Genomic DNA, 21,397 nt, shown 5'->3' with positions numbered 1-21,397 from the left:
CTCGATCGCCTCCGCGGGCACCCGGCGCGTCGAAAGCTTGCCCAAACGCCGGTCGAGCAACCCAGCCTCCCCAGCCTCTTCGTAACGGTCGCGGTAACGCCGGAATTGCCGCTCCGACATGCCCAGCAACTCGCCTGCCTCCATCATCGAAAGATCGCCGCCATTCCAGCGGCTCAATACATCCCGAAACTTCTGCATTCTCCGGTCCTGTAGCCACGCTGCCCGCTTCATCCCCAGCCTCCATTCGCTGGCGATAAAACCGGACAACTCGCGTGCTACCTAATCCGGACAACTCATGTGCTTACGACACTTTTCTGGAACAAGCCTTGACGTCCCGCATTCTATTAGCAGGGACGCAAGGAGCGTGGCGTGAAAGCATTTTTGGGACTGGTCTGCGGCTTCGTGCTGACCCTTGCGGTGTTCGGCAGCGGGTTGGTTTTCGCAGCCTGGCTGCTCGCCGCCAAGCCGGCGCGCGAGGCAAGACCCACCGTCAGCGTGGCGGAGCTGTGGACCAAGAAGGCGCGGCCGGTGAACAAGGCGGCACAGAACCTCGAACGCGTGCCGGCCGAGCAGCCCGCGCCTGCCGACATCGCCGCCAAGCAACCAACCAAGCAGCAGCCAGATCCCACCGTCACCGGCGCCATCGCGCCGGCCGAACTGCCGCCGCATCTCGCCTGGTGCGCCAACCGCTACCGCTCCTACAATCCCGATGACAACAGCTACATGTCCTATAGCGGGCAGCAGCGCACCTGCGTCTCGCCCTATCTCGCCGCCGACCACACCGCGCCGCGCGCCGCCGAGGCCAGCTATGCCGAGGGCCCGGGCTTGGGTGCCTACGCGGCCACCGGCGACGACGACCATGTTGCCTCCTGCTTCAGCCGCTACCGCTCCTACCGGCCGGAAGACAACAGCTACCAACCCTATTCCGGCGGGCCGAGACGGCAATGCGAGTAGCCGGCAGCGGCCTGGCGCACGACGAAGGCCGCCGGGAGCGACTGCGACCGCGCGATTTCTGGGATCGTTCGGATCGGCCTCAATGCCCAGAGGAGGAACGACCATGGACGACGACCGGCACGAGAAGATCCAGCAGCGCGCATACCAGATCTGGCAGCGTGAAGGCGGCGGCGACCCCGAGGACCACTGGCACCGCGCCGAAGCCGAGATCGACCGCGAGGCGGCACTGCCGCTGACGGCTGGTGACGCGTTGCCGCGCGAGATCGCCAGCGCCGACGTGCTGACGGTGGAGGAACTGGCGGTGCGCACCGGCATATCGGGCGACGAGGCACAGGAACTGATCGACCGCCTGGGCACCGACCGCGCGGCAATCGAACAAGCCGCCCGCAGTCTCAAAAGGCGGCGCACGCCTCAGGAGGGCCAGGCGAAATGATCAGGAAACTGAAAGGTGGAAAATACCGGCTTTATGCGCGCAAGAAGGATGAGAAGACGGGCAAGCGGCGGAACCTTGGCACGTTCGAAACGCGCGAGGCCGCGGAGAAGCACGAGCGCGAGGTGCAGTATTTCAAGCGGCATTGAAGGGGTGCCGATGGCTGTCACGACGGTGACCACACGCTACTGAGACCGGTTACTTCCGCTGAATACAAAGGCGGCTTTGCGCCCGATCCCGTCAGGATTTCTACGCCACGCGGGGTTGAGCTGGCCTGACCACGGTGGCGAGTACGATGCCGGCGACAATGAAGGCAGCACCGACCAGATCGTAATCGTGCAAGCCCTCGCCAAGCAGCAGATAGGCGAGCATGGCCACGAACACCGTCTGCAGGTAGAGCAGCATGCTCGCCCGGCTCGCTCCGAGCGTTTCCACGCTTTTGTTGTAGAGATAGTACATCAAGGCGCCGCCGGGACCCGCCAGATAGGCGAGCGCGAGAAGGCTGTCGACATCCATGGCGGAGCGTTCGTCGTTGAACAATTCCCAAAGATGGAAAGGCAAGGCGACCAGCGCACCGGCGCCGAGCAGCAGCACGACCATCGGCAGGAGTTCGATGCCGAATTTGGCACGGCGCAAAAGCACGGTGTAGAGGCCCCAGCAGAACGCGCTGCCGACGATCCACAACTCGCCGGCGTTGACCTTGAGTTGCAGCAGCGCCGTCAGGTTGCCGTGGGCAACGATGAAAATCATCCCGGCAAGCGCAACCAGCGCGCCAAGCGACTTCCACAGTCCGAGCGGTTCGCCAAGCACGAAACGGGCGAGCACCATCGTCATGACGGGCGATAGCGCCATGATGATGCCGGCCGTGGTGGCATCGGTGTCGTCGAGGCCGTGGTAGATCATACCCTGGCATAGCGTGAGGCCGATCGCCCCCACGGCGACGACCTCCACGGCGCGCGTTCGCAAAAGCCCGATCATCGCGTCGTGATGACGGTGCACGATCGGCAGCAGGATGGCGCAGGCAAGCGTCAGCCGCCAGAAGCAGAGGCCCCAGGGCGGCATTTCAGGCGCCACCCATTTGGCCGCGATATAGACACCGGCCGAAAGCAGCCAGCACAGGACGGCGGCCGGATAGCCGGCCAGGGAGGATACGGGGCCGGCCACGGGTTGCGCGGCGTGATGCGCTATCGGCATTGCCTGCATGTCATGCCTCCCCTTGGATGACCTCGGCCAGACGGGGCAACATAGCCTGCGTCGTTGGGTCGTGCATCCGTTTTGAAAGACGACGAGGAATCCGCGCTCGGCCGCCATATGTCTTTCGATGGAACGGGAAGGTTCTTCCCGCGAGGGTGATGCGACGACCGTCGCGGCAATCGAACAAGCCGCCTGCAGTCTCAAGGCCAGAAAGCGCGCTAAATCCTGATCAGCCCTAACCAGGGAGAGCGAGATGATCCGCAAACTGAAGGGTGGAAAATACCGGCTTTATTCGCGCAAGAAGGATGAGAAGACCGGGAAAAGGCGGAATCTGGGGACGTTCGATAAGGGGGGCGGGGAGAAGCATGAGCAGTACTTCAAGCGGCATTGAGGCGTGATTTCGTGCTTGTCTCTGGCTGTCGCGATGGTGACGGACCATCCTGCTGCGACTGGTTATCTCCGCTGAGTACAATGCCGGCCTTGCGCCCCAAGTCAGTCGTTGAGCTAGCCCCAGGGGAATCCCAGAAGCGGAAATTCGAGCGAACAGGCTAACCGGTGCGTTGCACCTAGAACCGACGCCCAGCGGTCATCAGCGACGAGCTCGATCTTCAGCCGAGAGTGAGCAAGGCAGCACGCTTCACTGTCGCCGACATTCCCAATCGTTTGGCTAACTAGTCGTCAAGCCTGTTGTCCGGCTCCTACTAAATCGAGTGCCGCTCTGGCCCCATCCTAGCTTAAAATTACGCACCCGCACTTCGGAGGTGCTTTGAGCGTCTCTAGCTGCGGGATATATGAAGCGCAACTCGATTTCGTCCTTCCGATTTGGCACGAAACAGAGCCAAATCGGCGGCATTGACGAAATCATTTGGCGTCTCGTCCGCGGTGGGCACCGCTGTTGCAACGCCGACGCTGATGGTCACATGATCCGGGCCGTGGGGTATGTTCAACTCCCGCACGCCCTGGACGAGCCGCTCTGCGATCGCACTGGATTGTTCCAGTAAAGTGTCGACCAGCACGACCACGAACTCTTCGCCTCCGTACCGCGCAGCGAGGTCGGTGGAGCGGCCGGAACCGCTCTGGATTACGCGGGCGATTTGCTTGAGCACCTCATCGCCGGCCATATGGCCATAGGTATCATTGTATCGTTTGAAGTTGTCGGCATCAATCATCAACAGCGACAATGGGGACTGTGCGCGAAAAGCGCGCTTCCATTCAGCCGCCAAATATTCATCAAAATAGCGCCTGTTGCCGAGACCCGTCAGGCCATCGATCCGCGTCAGACGTTCAAGCTCGAGATTCGCACTGATCAGCTGTCGCTGGCTTTCCCTTAGCGCCCGGTATGCCGCGTCTCGCTGGACGTGATCCAGATAGGCCCGCGTGTGATATCGAATACGTGCAATCAGCTCGATACGATCCGGCAGTTTGACGAGATAGTCGTTCGCTCCCGCAGCGAAGGCTTCGCCCTTGGTGGCCGGATCTTCCTTGCTCGACAGCACAATGACTGGGACCGCGCGTGTCGACGCGTGCTTCCTGTATTCTCGCACCAGATGCAGCCCGTCGACACCGGGCATGACGAGATCCTGCAGGATAACGGTTGGCTTTACCTCATCCGCGACCGTCATCGCTCTCAACGGGTCGGTGCAGAAGTGTAAGGAAATATCGGGCTCGTTGGCTAGAGCGCGCCTGACCGCCTCGCAAACCATGATCTGATCATCGATGAGCAGAACCATGGATGAATAGTTATCTGCGAGTGGCGGGACTAGCTCTGGTTCTTGCGTCATCGGACGAGCCCTTTCACGTGGAGCGCTCGCAGGCTTCGATTATACGTGAGCCGATCGCACTCAAAGGAAGAATATCAACAGCCGCGCCGATGTCGGCGGCGGCCTTCGGCATGCCGTAGACGGCACTGGTTGCTCTATCCTGCGCGATCGTGAGATGCCCCTTGTCGCGGAGCTGTCTTAGCCCGCGCGCACCATCCCTGCCCATGCCGGTGAGCAGGACACCAATCACCGAGCCAGGCCACCATTGCGCCGCACTCTCGAAGAACACATCTACCGACGGCCGATAAACATTGTCCTTGGGGCTGGGCGTATAGCCAAGTTGCTGAGCTGACTTGAAAACCAGATGATCCGCAGAACTGGCTACGAGAACAGTGCCCGCCTGAGGACTATCCTTTTCCCGCGCCGGACGGATCGGGAGAGGCGTATGCTGTCCCAGCCAATCAGTAAGCCCTGGCACGAACTGAGCATCGAGATGCTGGACGAGCACGATCGCGCTACCAAAATCAACGGGAAACGCGCTCAGGACTGCGGCAACGGCGGCCGGCCCGCCCGCGGAGGCACCGATTGCAATTAGGCGTCGAGGTGTCGGCTCAGCGTCACGTGACATCCGCCTTTTTGTCTTGGCCGGCGCATCACCGATCAGCTTGCCGATCGTCGCAATCTTGTTCGTTAGAAGCCGTGCGGATTGCGAGGACGCGTTACCTTGGATCCCTACTGACGGAATATCGACCGCGTCGAGCGCGCCATGACCCATTGCTTCGTAGACACCGGCGAGGTTGGCTTCGATACTAGCGGTCACCAGCAAGATTGAGCACGGGGTTTCCGCCATGATTCTGCGGGTCGCTTCCACGCCGTCCATCTCTGGCATCGCTAGATCCATGAGTATCAGATCCGGCAGATCACGTCTGCAGACCTCGACCGCCTCACGCCCATTGGTCGCGATCCATGCGACCTGATGTTCGCCGGTCGACAGGACCAGCCGGCGCAGAAGCTCAACCGCCATCGGCATGTCGTTGACTACGCCGATTCTCATTCGTTGGGTTCCAATTTCGATCTCATTCAGCCGCCTCGCCAATCATGTCCACGACGGCATGAATCAGGGCCTCGTCCTGAAAGCTACTCTTGGTCAGGTAATAGTCCGCACCTGCGTCGAGCCCGCGCGCGCGATCTTCTTCCCGATCCTTGTACGAAACGATCATGATGGGTGTGTTCTTGAGATGAGCGTCCTTTCTGATCAAACTCACCAGCTCGATGCCATCCATGCGAGGCATGTCGATGTCGGTGAGGACGAGATCGAAAGGACCAGACCGGACGGCATTCCACCCGTCCATACCGTCGACCGCCACTTGGACCTCATAACCGTAATTGCCCAGCATCTTGCGCTGGAGTTCGCGAACCGTCAGTGAATCGTCAATCACGAGCACGCGCTTGCGCCTGCTCGGTTCGGGACTGCCCGCGGCGCGCCGAAGAGCTCGAAATCCGCTTGACGACGCAAGCTTTTCCACCGATCGGATCAGATCGTCGACGTCGAAGATCAGAACAGGCGAACCGTCTTCCATCAGGGCTGCTGCGCTAATGTCCTTGATCTTGGCAAACCGTGGATCGAGAGGTCTGATCACCAACTCGCGTTCCCCGAGAAAACGGTCAACGATCAGGCCGTATGCATCGCCCCGACCCGCATCAACGATGACGACCGAGAGTTCGTCCGGTTCCGATCCGGGCTCACCTCGATCCAGCACCTCGCGCGCGGTGACCAGCCCGATCTGTCGATCGTTTAATCGAAAATGCGGCCGGCCCTGCAGGACATTGATCTCGGTCCGCTGCAGTTTCAAAGTCTTGGAAATGGCAGCGAGTGGAAAAGCATAGGGCTCTCCATCGACATCGACGAGCAGTGTGCGCAGGACCGACAACGTCAGCGGCAATTGCAGTTGAAATCGGGTTCCGTGCCCAAATTCTGAGGAGACGCTTGCGACTCCCCGGACCTGCTTCGTCATGGCTTGCACTGCATCGAGCCCCACACCGCGACCGGAGACGTCGGTAAGGCCCGCTTTCATCGAGAAGCCTGGCAGAAACAGGAATGCGAGCAATTCGGTTTCGCTGAGTGTGTCAGCACTTTCCCTGGTTGCAAGCTGCCGGGCGACGACAGTCTCGCGCAGCTTCGAGAGCTCGATCCCCCTGCCGTCGTCCACCACGGCTATCTGCAGCAGCCCGGCATTATGCCTCGCTTCGAGCCTGATGAGCCCCTCTTCGGGTTTCCCCATCGCGAGGCGCTCGTCAGGCGGTTCAAGCCCATGGTCTACAGCGTTGCGCAGAAGATGCCCCAAAGGGGCATCGAGCTGCTCGAGGATATCGCGGTCGATGCCGGTCGAGCCGCCTACGATCTCCAGTCGCACCCGCTTGCCAAGGGTACGACCGAGGTCGCGGATCGTTCTCGCATAGTGTCGCACGCCGTCCTCAAAAGGCCGCATCCGGCTCGCCAACGTTTCGTCGTACAATCTGTTGGCAAGATCGGTCGCTTTCCGATCCACTGAATCCAATTCATCGAGACGCTCCGCCAGGAACGCTTGGCTCAACCGAAGCTTCCGCTGCGCTTCAGCCAGCGCCTCCACCACCGCCGCATCGTTTGAAACCGGCGGCAGCACTGCATGAAGATTGTCGAAGGCACTTGCGAGGTCCGATTGAAGTCGCTTCAGCCGTAACAGCCCGTCAGCGAATGGCCTGAGCCGCCGAGCTTCCATCAGCGACTCGCCAGCCAACCCGAGCAATCGGTTCAGGCTGTCTGCCGTCACCCGAACCATTCTATCAGAGCCGATGCTGCCGTCGGCTTGCGGTACCGCCCCAACGAGGAGGTTCGCTGAAGAGGTCGTCGCCAGTTGCTCCTGGGGACGATCTGGAGTTGCGAAATCAGCTGCAGCATCTTGGGGCCCGGGCTTTGCCTCGGGGAGGGACAATTCCTCGAACTTCGCGAGAAAGGTTTCGACTTCTGAGTTGGCGCTCTCGCTCGATGATCCCGATGCGATCAATTTCAAAAGGTCAGAGCCTTGCAGAAGCGCATCTATATGCTCCCGTCGCACCCTCAGATGCCCACGTTGCGCGGCGACCAGGCAGTCTTCCATCGCATTTGCAACTTTGACCGCGGGCATCAGGTCGATGATGCGGGCAGCTCCTTTCAGGGAATGCGCGGCACGCATGCATGCGTCCAAGGCATCGGCGGCGATAGGATCGCGTTCGAGTGCCAGAAGCCCAGAGGTTAGAGCCTGTGACTGCGTCTCCAGTTCGGCCTGGAAGAGGCTGAGCATCGAAACCTGGCTGAAGTCTTCATCTGTCATGCGATGCTCCGATCCAGCATCGTGAGCAGTTGTCGTGGATCGAGACAGCCTACGGCTCGTCCCTGCCATGGCAGCACGCCAACCGTAGCGGCCGACAGTGCCTTGCCAATCATGGCCGGAACAGCGAGAGTGTCGCGTTCCTGGTACCGATGTAAGCCGTGGATCTCGTCAACCGTAAAAGCAACCCGTTTGTCGCGCTCGCCTACCACGACTAGGCGGCGAAATACCTTGGTTCGCGTGCCTTGTTCCCCCTCCTTGCGCTCGTCTATCCCGAGCAATTCGGCCAGGGACAGGCAAATGAGCAATTCACCACGGACATTCGCAATACCGAGCAGTGCACTGTTCCTGCGATGTGGAACTGAATGAACGCGACGAGATTCAGCCACTTCATGAAAAATACCGACCGGAAGTGCCAGCCATTCCTCCCCCAAACGGAAGAGAACGGCCGTCTCCAGCGCGTCGCTGTCTGCCGAGTCGATCCCTGCACGACCAGCGTTATCAGGCCATTCGTCGCGATATGCCGAGGGCGCTGCACGGTCAAGGAGGCGTCGTGCAATCTTCTTGTAGGTCGGGCAATTCCTGCAGTGGAGATGCTGCTCCAGTAGCGGACATGACTTGTCACCCCGTACGCCTATTTGCCGCCAGCAGTCGTCGATTTCAATCTCCTCCACCGGCTGAGCGATCCTTGTCGAAGCCGCCATCAGCTGCCGCTCCTTTTCTGGACCCGACCCAGTCGGCCGGCCAGCGCCTCGGCGCCGTTGTGGTCGCCTTGCTTGCTAAGCAGCAAGGCCAGATGGACAAGAGCTTCTCGATGATTTGGCGCGAGATAGAGCGCCTTGCGATAACTTTGCGCGGCTTCGGGTGCAGAACCATCCGCATCCTGGACGAGGCCCAGCAGGTAGAAGATTTCCGCGGAAGGACCGAACTCCTTGAGATGCGCCAGGGCGACCTCCTGTGCCTCCTTTACCCGTCCTGCATTGGCGATCCGTTCAACCGCGATGAGGCTTTCCGAGGCCTGTGCAAGCGGCTTGGCCGGAGCCTGCCCACGGCCTTCATTGCCAATTGTCGGTCGGAACGGAAGAAGAGGCTCGCTCTTGTTGACCTTCGGAGTCGGCGTCCGCACCGGGACGGCGGCCGAAACTTTCGGCGCCGTGGTCTTGACGGGCTCCGATTTCAGAAAGGCAAAGGCCAATGGCCATTCAGCGGAAATAAAGCCATGCAACCTTGGAAGAGCTGCTTCCGCCGGACCGACCAGAAGAAGTCCGTCTTTGGCCAGCAGGTCCTTCGTGCAGATCAATGCGCGATCCTGCAGCTCTCGATTGAAATAGATCAGCAAATTGCGGCAAAGCAGGATGTCATAGACCTCTTGCCCGAAAGACGCGCGAGAACCGAACAGGTTTCCTACCCTGAACCGAACTTGTTTCAGCACCCCAGCAATAGGCCGCAACCCGCCCTCGGCAGCTTCGAAATAGCGATCCTTGAATTCGAGATGGCTGCCGCGAAACGAATTGCGCCCATAGATGGCGCGTTCAGCCGTCGCGATATTGCGGCTGCTGACGTCCACGCCATCGATCTTGAACTCGTGCGCCTCAAAGCCGGCATCGAACATGGCCATGGCGACCGAATAAGCCTCTTCGCCCGTTGAACATGGCAGGCTTAGGACGCTTATCGGCTGAGCAGGCTTGTGCACGCGCGCATGCCGCGCCAGCATCGTGAACGCTTCTCGGTCGCGAAAGAACCAGGTCTCTGGGATCACCACCGCATTGATCAGCTCCTGCAGCTCCTGCGAGGAACCGGCCAAGTGTTCCCTATAGGCCTGAGGGTTGGTTATCCGGCATGCTGCCATCCGGTCTCTGACCGCCTGACGAATCACTGTCGGACCAACGCTGGCACTGTCCAGTCCAATGGTTTCCGTCAGGAGCTTTTCTATTGCGCCGGTCATTGATCACCTATTGCGGCCTGGCGGAGCAAAGCGGTACGAATCTCTTCCGAAAGCAGCGCTTCCACTTTGACCCACTGAATGATCTCGGAACCATCGGAAGCCACCGGCCCAAGATAGGGCGGGGTTCCTGGTTCAAGTCCGAACGGCGCGAAATCGGCAGGGTCTCGCTCGAGCGTATCCGTCACCCGTTCCGCGATCAGCCCCAGTAGGCGTTGCTCGCCACCATGCGCCGGATAGCGCGTCACAACGATCCGGGTGCTCAATAGGCGCTCCGATGGTCGGCCAAGCGCAAGAAGAGTAACATCGATCAGGGGGATGGGTATTCCGTTATAGCTGACCAAACCCACCACACCAGTTGGCGCACCCGGAAGAACTTTCACATCGATATAGGGCAGAACCTCTTCAATTTGGTGGACATCGATCAAGTATCGATCCGGACCCATGCTGAAGGCGAGGAATAGCATTGTCACCTCCTACTGCCGGCTCGCTAGGCTTTCAGCTTGAACCTCGAAATGCTACTTCGCATGCCGCCTGAGACTTGATTGAGCTCGTCGATCGCGAGCGTCGATTGCTGAAGGGATTCGACCGTTTGTTGAGCTGCCTCACTCAGCTGGGTTAGCGTGTCGCTGATCTGCCCCGCGCCGGTCGCCTGCGCTTGCATGCCTTCATTGGCGACTTCAAAACGTGGCACCAGCCCCTGAACCTGCTGAATGATCTCGAAGAGTTGCCCGCCGACCTGCTGGATTTCCTGCATCCCCCGGCGGACCTGCTCGGAAAACTTGTCCATGCCCATCACTCCGGCCGCGACTGCCGACTGGATGTCCTTGACCATCTGCTCGATATCGTAGGTGGAGACAGCCGTCTGGTCCGCGAGCCTTCGGATTTCCGTCGCCACCACTGCAAAGCCCCGGCCGTATTGGCCTGCCTTCTCCGCCTCGATGGAAGCGTTGAGCGACAACAGATTCGTCTGATCGGCGACTTTGGTTATGGTCGTCACCACCTGATTGATGCTGCCGGCTTTCTCACTCAAGATCGCGAGTTTGGAATTGATCGCACCGGCCGCTTCCATGACCTGCTGCATGGTTTCTTCCATACGGGTTAGCCCCGCTTGCCCTCCGCCGGCGACGGCAGCCGTTTGCTCGGCAACTGTCGAGACCTCGTTCATCGTGCGGACGAGTTCGTTTGATGTGGCGGAGATTTCCTTGGCTGTCGCGCGGATTTCTGTTGTGGTCGCTGCGATTTCAGTCGCAGTTGCCTGTTGTTGCTTGGAGGTGGCGGCGATCTCAGTTATCGACGTGCCGACCTGTATGCTGGACCTTTGAACCTGACCAATGAGGGTTGTGAGATCGTCCGCCATTGCGTTGAAGCCGTCGGCAAGCACGCTGAATTCGTCTCGGCGCCTCAGATCGAGGCGTTCGCTGAAGTCGCCTTGCCGCATCAATTGAACCGCGTCGACCAAACGGGTGAGCGGACCTGTAATGGCGCGAAACAGCTGGTAACCCAAAAGAAGGGCTAGCCCTAGGGCTATCAACAAGCCAACGCTCAAACCGACTTCGGCCGTTCTAACGATCGAGCTGATCTGCTGCGTCGCGCTGTTTGCCTCGCCTCTGTGATCCTCAACCATGGCCTGCAGAGCGGACTGCAATTTTACAAAGATCGGCTCTACGGTGTTCTTGATGGTCGGGCTTTCATTGAGAGTTTCACCTTTCGACAAGGCAGCCCGGCTTGTGTCCAGCACAGCAGTTTCAGCCAGACGAAATTGGTTGGCGAGTTCTTTGACGACTGCATAATTCTGCTTGTCGATGTCGGAGACGATTGTTGCTTCATAGTCGTCCATCGATCGCTGCACTTGGTCGCGATTGGTCGTGATCGCGCTTTCAAGCGTGCTTCTATCCGATGGGTTGTCCTGAAGGGCGTATTCCTGAAGCAGACTATGGGCCGTCATCTGGCCCATCATGATCGCGGTGCTGTGATAGAGGTCTGGAAGGATGCCCTTCTCGACCTCAGTCGCCTCCTGCCCCGCCTGAAGAAACCATGCGTACGCGATGACGGCGATCACGGACATGACCAGCAGAACGGCAGCGAAACTGACGAGGATGCGGTGGCGTATTGTCAGACTCTTCATGGATCCGATTCACCAATGGGGGCATCGTGGGCTGCGCGACAAGCGCTCGTTCCGACGTGTTCGAAAAAGGTGCGTCGAAAAGCGGTAGTCTGATGCTGAATGGTTTCTTTTCCGTTCCATGGCTAATGATGGCGAGGCGGCTCGCCAATCGGCGCCGCCAGAAGCGGTGGTCAAAGGACGACTGCCGTCCACGCAAAAGCGTCGATGAGCTACTTGAGGCCACGAGTTGAATGACTGCTTAAGCCAGCTCGAAGCTCGAAAGCCGACCTCCCGCTTGCGGCCCCTATCAAGACATTCAGTGCGTCGCCGGGTAGCAGCCGCAACTGGCGTTTAGCCAGTTGTCCAATTTCTCGCGCAGCAGCCAAGCTGCCACCCCCTCATTAACCATTCGTTAACCATTCCCTCGCTAGCGTTTACCTCTCAGTAAGGATTCGCCAGCCGTGACCTTTGCCGCTCCCCTCGAGGCCAAATCCATTCGCTTTCGTGCCCGCTCTTTTGTCGCTTTCACCTTGACCCCGGAAGCGCCCATGGCGGAGTGGCTGCGGGGGCTGGATCACTGGATCGGCAACTCGCCGGGCTATTTTGCCGGCCGGCCGGTGCTGCTGGATTTGAATGTGCTTAAGCCGCAGCCGAGCGAGATCGCGTCGCTCGTGACGGAGCTTGGTACGCGCGGCATTCGCATTTATGCCATCGAGTTGGAAGGAGCTTCGCTCGGCGCCGAACTGCCGCCTTTGCTGGTCGGCGCCAAGGAGGCGACGACGGATGGGCTGCTGCCGGGCCGCAAGGGTGGGCAAGAGGGTTCCGGTAGGGAAGGCAAGGCCGAGGGCAGGGCGCCGGACGACCGTGCGGACACAGGTGCCGCGGCCAAAGGCAAGGCTGGCGCAAGCAAGACCGGGGAAAGCGAGCCGCAGGTTTCGCATTACGATTCGGGCACGCTGATGATCAAGGCGCCGATCCGCTCCGGCCAGGCGATCATGCATGCGCATGGCGATGTCATCGTGCTGGGCTCGGTCGCGTCCGGTTCGGAGATCGTCGCCGCCGGCTCGATCCATGTCTACGGCACGCTGCGCGGGCGCGCTTCGGCAGGCGCACTCGGAAACACAGCCGCGCGCATCTTCTGCCGCCGCAACGAGGCCGAGCTTTTGTCGGTCGACGGCTGGTACATCACCGCCGAGGAGATGGAAGGGGTGTCGCGCGGCAAACCGGTGCAGGCCTTCCTCGACGGCGAGGGCCTGCGTGTCGAGACATTGAGCTAAAGCGCTGACTGAGACAAAGGCCGGCAAGCCGGCCCGGGATAACAAACGATAACAACGGAGGCTTTTTTGATGGGCAAGGTAGTGGTGGTCACTTCGGGCAAGGGGGGCGTCGGCAAGACCACCTCGACGGCAGCGCTTGGAGCGGCCGTGGCCAAGACCGGCAAGAAGGTGGCGCTCGTCGATTTCGACGTCGGCCTCAGGAATCTCGACCTGATCATGGGCGCCGAGCGGCGCGTGGTGTTCGACCTCGTCAACGTCATCCAGGGCACGGCCAAGCTGTCGCAGGCGCTGATCCGCGACAAGCGGGTCGACACGCTGTTCCTGCTGCCGGCCTCGCAGACGCGCGACAAGGATGCACTGACCGAGGAAGGCGTCGGCGAAGTCATCGACAAGCTGCGCTCGGTGTTCGACTATGTGTTCTGCGACAGCCCGGCCGGCATCGAGCGCGGCGCGCAGCTCGCCATGCGCTTTGCCGACGAGGCGGTCATCGTCACCAATCCGGAAGTGTCTTCGGTGCGCGATTCCGACCGCATTATCGGCCTGCTCGACGCCCGCACCATGCGCGCCGAACAGGGCGAGCAGATCGCCAAGCACGTGCTGGTCACCCGCTATGACGCGGGGCGGGCCGCGCGGGGCGAAATGCTCTCCATCGACGACGTGCTGGAGATCCTGTCGGTGCCGTTGCTCGGCATCATCCCCGAGAGCCAGGATGTGCTCAGGGCCTCCAACCTCGGCGCGCCGGTCACGCTGTCGGAGCCGCTCAACACCGCGGCCAAGGCTTACCTCGACGCCGCAAGGCGGCTGGAAGGCGAGGACCTGCCTGTCATCGTGCCCTTCGAACGCAAGGGCTTTCTCGATCGTCTTTTGGGAAGGAGGGCGGCATGAACCTGCTCGACATCTTCAAGCGGCGCTCCAGTGCGCCGGTGGCGCGCGAGCGGCTGCAGGTGCTGCTGGCCTATGAGCGCCGCAACCGCAACCAGCCCGACCTCGTCTCCATCCTGCGCGAGGAGATCATGGCCGTCATCGCCAAGCATGTGCAGATCGACCAGGATTACCTGCAAATCTCCATGGACCGCGGCGAGACTATGTCGACGCTGGAAATCGACATCCAGATCCCCAACAAGAGCGCCGTGCCGATGGCGATCTCGGCCTAGCTTTTTCACCCTCCCCCTTGTGGGGAGGGTTGGCTCGCAGTCGCAGCGAAGCGGCGATTGCGGGACGGGGTGGGGCAGCGCGACGCTGCAAGACCTATCTCCTGCAAGGCCAGCGCCAGCACCCCCACCCGGACCTGCGGTCCGACCTCCCCACAAGGCGGAGGTGGGGAGCCAGCACCTCACACCGCGTTAAACACAACCGTCTGCGCCAACCCGCCACCCCTGCGGTTCTCCAGCGTCACGGTTCCCCGTAGCGCTCGATGACACCCAGGCGCGCGGTTACCAGGCCCGCATTGCGCTCGCCGGGCTGGTTGTGCCCTTATCAAGGCATCCGCGCTGCCTCACGACAGGCGGGCCGGTTCACCCTATTGCCATGCTGCCGGGCAGGTTTCGCCGGGCGGCATGGGAGGATGAAGTCAATTGACATCGACGCCAGTTGCCAGTCGCGAAGCGGCGCCCTTGCCCGTCGCGGCGCTGATGGGCGCCATGGTGTCGATCCAGATCGGCGCCACCTTCGCCAAGACCTTGTTCCCGGTGATCGGCGCACAGGGCACGACGACGCTCAGACTCGTCGTCGGCGCACTGATGCTGATCGCGGTGCTGCGGCCGTGGCAGATGCGGCCTTCGCGCGCCACCTTGCCGTGGCTCATCGCCTATGGCGTGACGCTCGCAGCACTCAACCTTTTGTTCTACTTGGCACTTGCCAGGATCCCGCTCGGCGTTGCCGTGGCGTTGGAATTCTCCGGCCCGCTGCTGGTGGCGACGCTGACCTCGCGGCGCGCCAGCGACTTTGCCTGGATCGCGCTTGCGGTCGCCGGCATCGTGCTGTTGTCGCCGTTCATCCGGTCGCTGCAGCCGCTGGACCCGGTGGGGGTGGTGCTGGCACTGGCGGCCGGTGGTTTCTGGGCGCTCTACATCGTGCTTGCCCAGAAGGCCGGCGCGGAACTCGGCTCGCGCACGACCGCCTACGGCATGGCGATCGCCGCCGTTCTGGTGTTGCCCTTCGGCGTGGCCGAGGCCGGCATGGGACTGCTTTCGCCCTCGATCCTGGTCAGCGCATTGCTCGTCGGCCTGTTCTCCAGCGCGCTGCCGTTCTGGCTGGAGATGGTGGCGCTGACCCGGATGCCGGCCCGCATCTACGGGACGCTGACCTGCCTGGAGCCTGGGCTGGGCGCGCTCGCCGGCTTCCTGTTCCTGCACGAAAGCCTGACGCTGCCGCAACTGGCCGGTATCGCCGCCGTCATCGTCGCGGCCGCCGGCACGGCGCTGACCTCGATGCCGCCGGTGCCGTCGCCGGAGTAGGGGTAGCGGGCAGGCGAACGCGCGAAACGCGGTTCAGCGTTCCCTATCTGGTGCTCGTCGGCGTATGGCCAAACCGGCGGCGAAAGCAGCGATTGAAATAGGACACATCGCTGAACCCGCTTATCATAGCGATATCGCTGACCCGCATGTCGTCATTGTGTCTTTGCGAGAGCATCTTGCGGGCTCGCTGCAAGCGGAGCTCGAGGACCCTTTCGGAGAAGCTGGTGCCCGTTTCCTGAAGGAGGTCGTGGACGTAGCGTGCCGAGAGGCCGAGTTCTTGTGCGACGCCTTGGGCGGAGATGCCGGGGTTGGTGAAATCGTCGGCGATCTTGGCCATGATCGCCTGCAGGCGGGCGGCGCGCAGGCCGCGAAGGCCGGCCAGTTCGGCGGCCTGGCCCTTCGCGCCGGTCACCAGCCCGATCAGATCGACGATCGTTTCGGTCGCGTGCGTTACGAGATCGGGCGAGGCGAGGGGGCGGCCGGTTTCAAGAAGCTGGCAATAGCTCTTGAGAAGATCGAGGGCTTCGCTTTCGGCGCCTATCTTCAACGCCAGCCTGTCGTCGATCTGCGGGAAGGCCTGGGTGAGGATGGCGCGCGGGACCACTATGTTTGCCCACACATTTCTGTCGGCACCGGTCATTTTCAGCGCTTCCGCTGCCGTGACCAGGACCGCTTCGCCCCGACCGACGCCGTATTCGCGGCCGGCCTGGGCCCCGGACAACAGGGTGTCGGCCTTGTTGATCAGCAGCAGGTATCCGTCATTGTCGTCGTCGGCGATGTTGCTCGCCTTCCTCGTCGCATGCTTGATCGTTCCGGACATCTGGCCAAGAACCAGTTCTCCCACGGCCGTGGCTTCGATCGAGGCCTGGAAGGGCAGGTTTTCCGATGTGCCATATTCGACCGACCATATCTCCGCGACATGGATGTCCTGCCAGAGGGAAAACCGATCTCGTTCGCTAAGATGCGATGGCAACTGAGCCGATGAAAAGACCGTCTTTTGTGACAATGGTGCAATCCGATATATTCGCTAACTCTAATCTATTGAGCGCGATGCTTCCCATTCCAAGAATAACCAGCGACAATAGCCGCTTGGTATCAACTGAGCGAAGTCAAATCCTTAATCGAGATCGACCGCGCGTGGCGTCACCTGAAAGTATGACGCTACAAATTCCTTCGAGGCGAGATCGGAGCAAAATGGGGGGCATGTGGAGAGGCTGAGCAGCGAAGTTCTCTGTTCGATCATTGGCGATATCTATGATTGCGTCCTGGACCCCGACGGTTGGGCCGAGGTGATGATCCGGATCACCGGGGCTGTCGATGCGGCCTATACCACCATCGCGCTTGCCAGCACCGCCGGCAATCAAGGCCGCTTCGCGGCCCAATCGCCCTGGGATCCCGAGCAGATGCGCGTCCTCCAGGAGGACTATGATTTTGACACGATTCCCGGGCTGAAGGCTGCGGTCGTCGGCGACGTCGACAGTCCTGTCGCGACGCTGTCGCAGATGAGCGAAGCCGAGCTCCAGCAGACTCCGTTTTTTCAGAATTGGGCCAAACCGCAGGGACTGCGCGAAGGCTGTATCACCAAATTCGTCCACACACCGGATCGGATCGGGTTGATGGGTTGCACCACGCGGGCCACCAGGGAGGCCATATCAGCCGAAGAGCAGCGTTTCCTGGCGTTGCTCTCGCCGCATCTGCGCCGTGCGTCGCTGATCGGAGATCTGCTCGATCAGAGCCGCGTCACCGCCAATCTCTATCGGCAGGCGCTTGACCATCTGGCAGTGCCTGTTGTTTTGACCGGCGCACACGGAACGATCCTCCACGCCAATGGCGCCGCCGAACGGATGTTCTCGGCGCAAGGTCCCATTCTTTCCAGGAACGGCGTGCTCCAGGTGCAAAATCCGGCAGTGGCCCGCGCCCTGCTGGAGGCGATCGCCAGCGCAGCGAGCGCGGATTTTCTGCTTGGCTCCCGCGGCATTGGCCTGCCCATTTCGGCCTCGGGCCAGCCGCCGGCCGTCGCCTATGTGCTGCCGTTGAGCGAAGGAACGGCTCGCGCCGCTTTCCAGCCGGCATGCGCCGCCGTCTTCGTGTCGACGAAGACGTCCTCTTCCCCGCTCCCCGAGGCCGTTCTCACCACCTTGTTCGACCTTACGCCGGCGGAGGCGCGGGTCCTGCTGCGCATCGGCAGCGGATTGTCCGCCTCGAAGAGCGCATTGTCGCTGGGCATTGGCGAGAACACGCTGAAAACGCACCTCAACCGTATCTTCGCCAAAACCGGCACGAGACGCCAAGCCGATCTCGTCAAACTCGTCTCGGACATGGGCACGCCGCTCGCGGTTCAGGCTCAATAGGCTGGAGCCGCCGCTCGCCGCCGAACACCTCCCAAGCGCCGTGGAGTCGGGACGGGTCGCGACCAGGCTCGATGCTGACCCTGCTGAACACAGGCCGCCGATCGACTGAGGCTGAATGGCCACACCGACCGAGAAAGCGTCGCAGTGCTCTCCAGGACAATTCAGGTGCGGCCCAGCCCAAGACGTGGCCGGCCGACAATGCAACACCGGGGCGCGACAACAACTGGATCCCCGTGAGCATTTCGCGCGGGGCCACAACCCTTGGGGCGGCAGACAAACAAATGAAAACCCTTCTTCTCGCGACAGTCTTCATTCTTGGGCCTGTCGGCATGGCCTGTGCGGCTGACATCAATGAAGTTTCGCCTGTTGCCGGCTACGACTGGTCCGGCCTCTATGCCGGCGTCGACGTCGGCTACGCGGCCGGAAAATCCAATCTTTTCATCGCCGGCGGCGGTTTCGGCGGAGGCTCCGACCTCAACAGTTCGCTCGATCCGAGCGGTTTTGTCGGCGGCATCCATATCGGCGCCAATTACCAGATGGCGAACAGCTTCGTGATCGGCGCCGAGGCTGATATCGCCTACAGCAATGCCGATGGGCTGACGCCCCTGGACGCCGGTGGCGGTGGCGTCTCCGCGTTGCTCAAGAGCGAACTCAAATGGTCGGGATCGGCGCGGCTGCGGGCTGGCTATGCGTTCGACCGGACATTGCCCTACATCACCGCCGGCGTGGCTGCGGCCAAATATGAAGTGACCGCGATCAGCGCTGGCCCCGGCGGTGAAATACCGTTCCACGACGAGAGCCATGTCGGCTGGACGGTTGGAGCGGGCATCGAGCACGCCTTCACCGACAGATGGATCGCGCGGGCCGAATATCGGTACTCCGATTTCGGCAGCCAGGATCTCTCAATAGCAGCCGGTCTTCCGACGGCGACGAGCGTCGATCTGCAGACGCACGATGTCCGGGTCGGCCTCAGCTACAAGTTCTGATCCGCCACGCCGGCCAGCAACCCCGCGCCGTTTTTTCGGCGCGGGCAAACACAGCATTTCGAGGCAGCAGATCAACCATGAAAACCATTCCTCTCGCGGCGGCCGTCATCCTCGCAGCTGCTGGCATGGCGTCGGCAGCGGATGCCAATTTGCCGGTTGACTCTAGCTACAACTGGTCCGGCGCCTATCTCGGCGCACAGGCCGGATACGCGTGGGGTGACGCGCGGGTCGGGCAGACCTTTGCGCCCGGCAGCTTCGACGATTATGGCTGGGGTTACGGCCCGTCCGGCGGCTTCGGTGGCCTTTATGCCGGCTACAACAAGCAGTTCGATGGCGGGCTGGTTCTCGGCGTCGATGACCCGGCCTTTGGCGGCGAGCTCAAGCTGGATTCTGTCGGCTCGCTTCGCCTGCGGGCGGGCTGATAGCGGAGCGCGTAATCCCCCTTCGAGAGAGGAAATTAGCAGCTTCACCGCCGCCACGGCGGCTCCGGCGAAAAGCGCTTGGCGATCCAGTCGGCAAAGGCGCGGGTCTTGGCGGCTTGTCCCTTGGCCGAGGGCATGACGACATAGACCGCGCCTTCGTCGGCGAGCGTCCAGTCCTCCAGCACTGGCACCAGCCGTCCATCGGCGATTTCGCGACCGACCAGCCAGTCGGTGCTCATCATCAGCCCGACACCTTGCACGGCGGCCTCGACCAGCACCTCGGCATCGTCGGTGACCAACGGCCCGGAAACCTCGACGCGCGCGCGCCGGCCTTCGCGGTCCATCATCTCCCAGGCCGGAAAGGTCTGGAAGCCGGAGAAGCCCAGGCAGGAATGTTCGAGCAGCGCCTGCGGTGTCTCCGGCCTGCCGCTTCGGGCGAGATAGGCGGGAGCGGCGCAGAGCAGCCGGCGCCGCGTCGCGATCCTGCGCGCCACCAGGCGCGAATCCTCCAGCGCGCCGAGCCGCACGGCGACGTCGAAATTCTCGGCGACCAGGTCGGCGAAGCGATTGGAGAATTCGGCCTCGATGCGGACGTCGGGAAATTCGGCGAGGAATTGCGGCAGCAGCGGGCCGATCCACATGCGCCCGAACGTGCCGGGCAATGCCAGCCTGAGCAGGCCGCGCGGACCGCCGCCGGCGTGGGCGGAAGCCGCTGCCTCGGCCTCGTCGACCGACGCGAGGATGGCGCGCACGCGCACCAGGAATTCGGCGCCCGCTTCGGTCAGCGACACGCTGCGCGTCGTGCGATGAAGCAGCCTTACCCCCAGCCGCTCCTCCAGCGATTGCAAGCGCCGCGACAGGATGGTCGCGTCGCGGCCAACACGTGCCGCCGCCCTGGTGAAGGAGCGCGCCTCGGCGATGGCCGCGAAGGCCGCCATTTCGGCAAGGGCCGCCGGCTCGTGTGATTGCTGCATTATCCGCAATACTCAAATGTAAATGGCGAGGATTATCTAGTGATAGAGCAGCAGATAGGTTCACTCAACCCATCAATCGTCACACAGGAGTGAACCATGAAAGCCATCGAACTCAGCCAGGCCAGGCTGGATGCCTTCCGCGCCACGACCGTCGCCACCCCCGAACCGCAGCGCGGCGAGGTGCTTATCCGCCAGCGCGCGGCGAGCCTCAACTTCGTCGATGTCGCGGTGGCGAGCGGCAATTATCCCGGACCGACCTATCCGCTCATCCCGGTCGCCGACGGCGCCGGCGAGATCGTCGCGCTGGGCGAGGGCGTTACGACATTCAGCACGGGCGATCGCGTGATCGCGCATGCCAAGCCGCACTGGATCGGCGGTCCGCCGCGGCCTTACGAGATGAGGCAGATGCGAGGCATCTCGCTGCCGGGGTCGCTGTCCGAATATGTCGCGCTGCCGGCCAATGCGCTGGTGCCGGTTCCGGCGCACCTCTCCTTCGAGGCGGCATCGACACTGCCGATCGCCGGCACCACCGCCTGGAACGCGATCCGCGCCGCAAATGTCGGGCCGGGTTCGGTCGTCGTGCTGCTTGGCACTGGCGGCGTCTCGATCTTCACGTTGCAGCTGGCAAAAGCCTTCGGCGCCACCGTCATCATCACCTCCTCGTCGGACGAGAAACTGGAGCGGGCGAAGGCACTCGGCGCCGATCATTTGATCAACTACCGCGCGACATCAGACTGGGACGACAAGGTGCTGGAGCTGACCGACGGCCTCGGCGCGGACCTCGTCGTCGAGACCGGCGGCGCCGCCACCTTTGCCCGTGCGGTCAACGCCACCGCGCCCGGCGGCACGCTGTTCACCATTGGTTTCGTCACCGGCGCCGAGGCCACGGTCAATCTGCTGCCGATCATCATCAAGGCGCTGAAGGTGGTCGGCAACAACACCGGATCGGTGTCCGACCTCCGCGACGCGGCCCGCGCCATCGGTGCAGCTGGGATCGAGCCGGTCGTCGACAAGGTGTTTTCACCTGATGAAGCAGCGGAAGCCTACACCCACATGGCCGCCGGCGGCCTGCATTTCGGGAAATTGGTGTTCGGATTGGAGTGGTGAGGGGAGGGTGAGGCTTGCGCCTGGCCGCCCCCCTCTGGCCTGCCGGCCATCTCCCCCTCAAGGGGGGAGATTATTCGCTTCATCGTTTTC

At 62.0% G+C, this 21,397-nt stretch carries 23 protein-coding genes; 12 read left to right on the top strand and 11 right to left on the bottom strand.

Translation table 11 applies throughout. The features are described 5' to 3' along the window. Window positions 1-231, bottom strand: a 231-nt coding sequence (locus X743_RS0137385) for a helix-turn-helix domain-containing protein (RefSeq protein WP_031258687.1), incomplete at its 3' end; no start/stop codon positions are given. Between the two features lie 138 nt (window positions 232-369). On the opposite strand from X743_RS0137385, the gene X743_RS140135 reads away from it, so the two are divergent. The 3 genes from X743_RS140135 (at window position 370) to X743_RS1000000172510 (ending at window position 1,533) form a co-directional block, all read left to right on the top strand. Then, window positions 370-954: a BA14K family protein gene (locus X743_RS140135; RefSeq protein ID WP_023768944.1), complete on the top strand. Its 585-nt coding sequence runs from the start codon at window positions 370-372 to the stop codon at window positions 952-954. A 103-nt stretch (window positions 955-1,057) separates the two neighbouring features. Continuing rightward, complete coding sequence (locus tag X743_RS140140) at window positions 1,058-1,387, top strand: DUF2934 domain-containing protein (protein WP_023768943.1); 330 nt, start codon at window positions 1,058-1,060, stop codon at window positions 1,385-1,387. Then, window positions 1,384-1,533 carry a hypothetical protein gene (locus tag X743_RS1000000172510; protein WP_023768942.1) on the top strand — a complete coding sequence of 50 codons (150 nt, stop codon included), beginning with the start codon at window positions 1,384-1,386 and terminating at the stop codon, window positions 1,531-1,533. The genes X743_RS140140 and X743_RS1000000172510 overlap by 4 nt, the downstream gene beginning before the upstream one ends. 100 nt (window positions 1,534-1,633) lie before the next feature. Here X743_RS1000000172510 and X743_RS140145 read toward each other — a convergent pair whose 3' ends face one another. Continuing rightward, entirely contained in the window at window positions 1,634-2,587 is a 954-nt protein-coding gene (locus X743_RS140145; RefSeq protein WP_023768941.1) for an EamA family transporter, read from the bottom strand. A 244-nt stretch (window positions 2,588-2,831) separates the two neighbouring features. Between X743_RS140145 and X743_RS1000000173035 the strand changes: the two genes are divergently transcribed. Further along, window positions 2,832-2,969, top strand: a complete 138-nt coding sequence (locus X743_RS1000000173035; RefSeq protein ID WP_023768940.1) for a hypothetical protein — start codon at window positions 2,832-2,834, stop codon at window positions 2,967-2,969. Between the two features lie 385 nt (window positions 2,970-3,354). On the opposite strand, the gene X743_RS140150 is transcribed toward X743_RS1000000173035, so the two are convergent. The 7 genes from X743_RS140150 to X743_RS140180 form a co-directional block, all read right to left on the bottom strand. Further along, on the bottom strand, window positions 3,355-4,308 hold the full coding sequence (locus X743_RS140150; protein WP_023768939.1) for a PleD family two-component system response regulator: 954 nt from the start codon (window positions 4,306-4,308) through the stop codon (window positions 3,355-3,357). 64 nt (window positions 4,309-4,372) lie between these two features. Then, a complete protein-coding gene (locus tag X743_RS140155) occupies window positions 4,373-5,392 on the bottom strand; it encodes a chemotaxis response regulator protein-glutamate methylesterase (RefSeq protein WP_023768938.1) in 1,020 nt (339 codons plus the stop codon). Window positions 5,393-5,414: 22 nt separating this feature from the next. Continuing rightward, a complete protein-coding gene (locus X743_RS140160) occupies window positions 5,415-7,688 on the bottom strand; it encodes a hybrid sensor histidine kinase/response regulator (protein ID WP_023768937.1) in 2,274 nt (757 codons plus the stop codon). After that, window positions 7,685-8,389 carry a chemotaxis protein CheW gene (locus X743_RS140165; protein ID WP_023768936.1) on the bottom strand — a complete coding sequence of 235 codons (705 nt, stop codon included), beginning with the start codon at window positions 8,387-8,389 and terminating at the stop codon, window positions 7,685-7,687. The genes X743_RS140160 and X743_RS140165 overlap by 4 nt, the downstream gene beginning before the upstream one ends. Beyond that, window positions 8,389-9,630: a protein-glutamate O-methyltransferase CheR gene (locus X743_RS140170; RefSeq protein ID WP_031258686.1), complete on the bottom strand. Its 1,242-nt coding sequence runs from the start codon at window positions 9,628-9,630 to the stop codon at window positions 8,389-8,391. The genes X743_RS140165 and X743_RS140170 overlap by 1 nt, the downstream gene beginning before the upstream one ends. Continuing rightward, complete coding sequence (locus X743_RS140175; protein WP_023768934.1) at window positions 9,627-10,094, bottom strand: chemotaxis protein CheW; 468 nt, start codon at window positions 10,092-10,094, stop codon at window positions 9,627-9,629. The genes X743_RS140170 and X743_RS140175 overlap by 4 nt, the downstream gene beginning before the upstream one ends. Window positions 10,095-10,117: 23 nt before the next feature. Then, entirely contained in the window at window positions 10,118-11,755 is a 1,638-nt protein-coding gene (locus tag X743_RS140180) for a methyl-accepting chemotaxis protein (RefSeq protein ID WP_023768933.1), read from the bottom strand. Window positions 11,756-12,195: 440 nt separating this feature from the next. Between X743_RS140180 and minC the strand changes: the two genes are divergently transcribed. From minC to X743_RS140200, 4 genes are all read left to right on the top strand, one after another. Continuing rightward, window positions 12,196-13,011 carry a septum site-determining protein MinC gene (minC, locus tag X743_RS140185; RefSeq protein ID WP_031258685.1) on the top strand — a complete coding sequence of 272 codons (816 nt, stop codon included), beginning with the start codon at window positions 12,196-12,198 and terminating at the stop codon, window positions 13,009-13,011. 69 nt (window positions 13,012-13,080) lie between these two features. Further along, window positions 13,081-13,896, top strand: a complete 816-nt coding sequence (gene minD / locus X743_RS140190; RefSeq protein ID WP_023768931.1) for a septum site-determining protein MinD — start codon at window positions 13,081-13,083, stop codon at window positions 13,894-13,896. Further along, on the top strand, window positions 13,893-14,165 hold the full coding sequence (gene minE, locus X743_RS140195; protein WP_013894383.1) for a cell division topological specificity factor MinE: 273 nt from the start codon (window positions 13,893-13,895) through the stop codon (window positions 14,163-14,165). Before minD ends, minE begins: the two co-directional genes overlap by 4 nt. A 420-nt stretch (window positions 14,166-14,585) precedes the next feature. Further along, window positions 14,586-15,467: a DMT family transporter gene (locus X743_RS140200; RefSeq protein ID WP_031258683.1), complete on the top strand. Its 882-nt coding sequence runs from the start codon at window positions 14,586-14,588 to the stop codon at window positions 15,465-15,467. Window positions 15,468-15,510: 43 nt separating this feature from the next. Here the strand turns inward: X743_RS140200 and X743_RS140205 are convergent, their stop codons facing one another. Continuing rightward, window positions 15,511-16,473: an AraC family transcriptional regulator gene (locus tag X743_RS140205; protein WP_031258682.1), complete on the bottom strand. Its 963-nt coding sequence runs from the start codon at window positions 16,471-16,473 to the stop codon at window positions 15,511-15,513. Between the two features lie 199 nt (window positions 16,474-16,672). Here X743_RS140205 and X743_RS140210 point away from each other — a divergent pair, with 199 nt between their 5' ends. The 3 genes from X743_RS140210 (at window position 16,673) to X743_RS140220 (ending at window position 19,226) form a co-directional block, all read left to right on the top strand. Beyond that, window positions 16,673-17,818, top strand: coding sequence for a LuxR C-terminal-related transcriptional regulator (locus X743_RS140210; RefSeq protein WP_023768928.1), 1,146 nt, complete (start codon window positions 16,673-16,675; stop codon window positions 17,816-17,818). Between the two features lie 281 nt (window positions 17,819-18,099). Next, window positions 18,100-18,804 (top strand): outer membrane protein, encoded by a 705-nt coding sequence (locus tag X743_RS140215; RefSeq protein WP_023768927.1) that lies wholly within the window; start codon window positions 18,100-18,102, stop codon window positions 18,802-18,804. A 77-nt stretch (window positions 18,805-18,881) separates the two neighbouring features. Then, window positions 18,882-19,226: a hypothetical protein gene (locus X743_RS140220; protein WP_023768926.1), complete on the top strand. Its 345-nt coding sequence runs from the start codon at window positions 18,882-18,884 to the stop codon at window positions 19,224-19,226. Window positions 19,227-19,270: 44 nt separating this feature from the next. On the opposite strand, the gene X743_RS140225 is transcribed toward X743_RS140220, so the two are convergent. Further along, on the bottom strand, window positions 19,271-20,200 hold the full coding sequence (locus X743_RS140225; RefSeq protein WP_023768925.1) for a LysR family transcriptional regulator: 930 nt from the start codon (window positions 20,198-20,200) through the stop codon (window positions 19,271-19,273). Between the two features lie 96 nt (window positions 20,201-20,296). Here X743_RS140225 and X743_RS140230 point away from each other — a divergent pair, with 96 nt between their 5' ends. Beyond that, window positions 20,297-21,307 (top strand): NAD(P)-dependent alcohol dehydrogenase, encoded by a 1,011-nt coding sequence (locus tag X743_RS140230; RefSeq protein ID WP_023768924.1) that lies wholly within the window; start codon window positions 20,297-20,299, stop codon window positions 21,305-21,307. Window positions 21,308-21,397 lie beyond the last annotated feature (90 nt).

Origin of the sequence: Mesorhizobium sp. LNHC232B00 (assembly GCF_000502435.1) — a bacterium.
Taxonomy (GTDB): domain Bacteria; phylum Pseudomonadota; class Alphaproteobacteria; order Rhizobiales; family Rhizobiaceae; genus Mesorhizobium; species Mesorhizobium opportunistum.
This window is presented reverse-complemented; position numbering and strand designations above follow the sequence as displayed.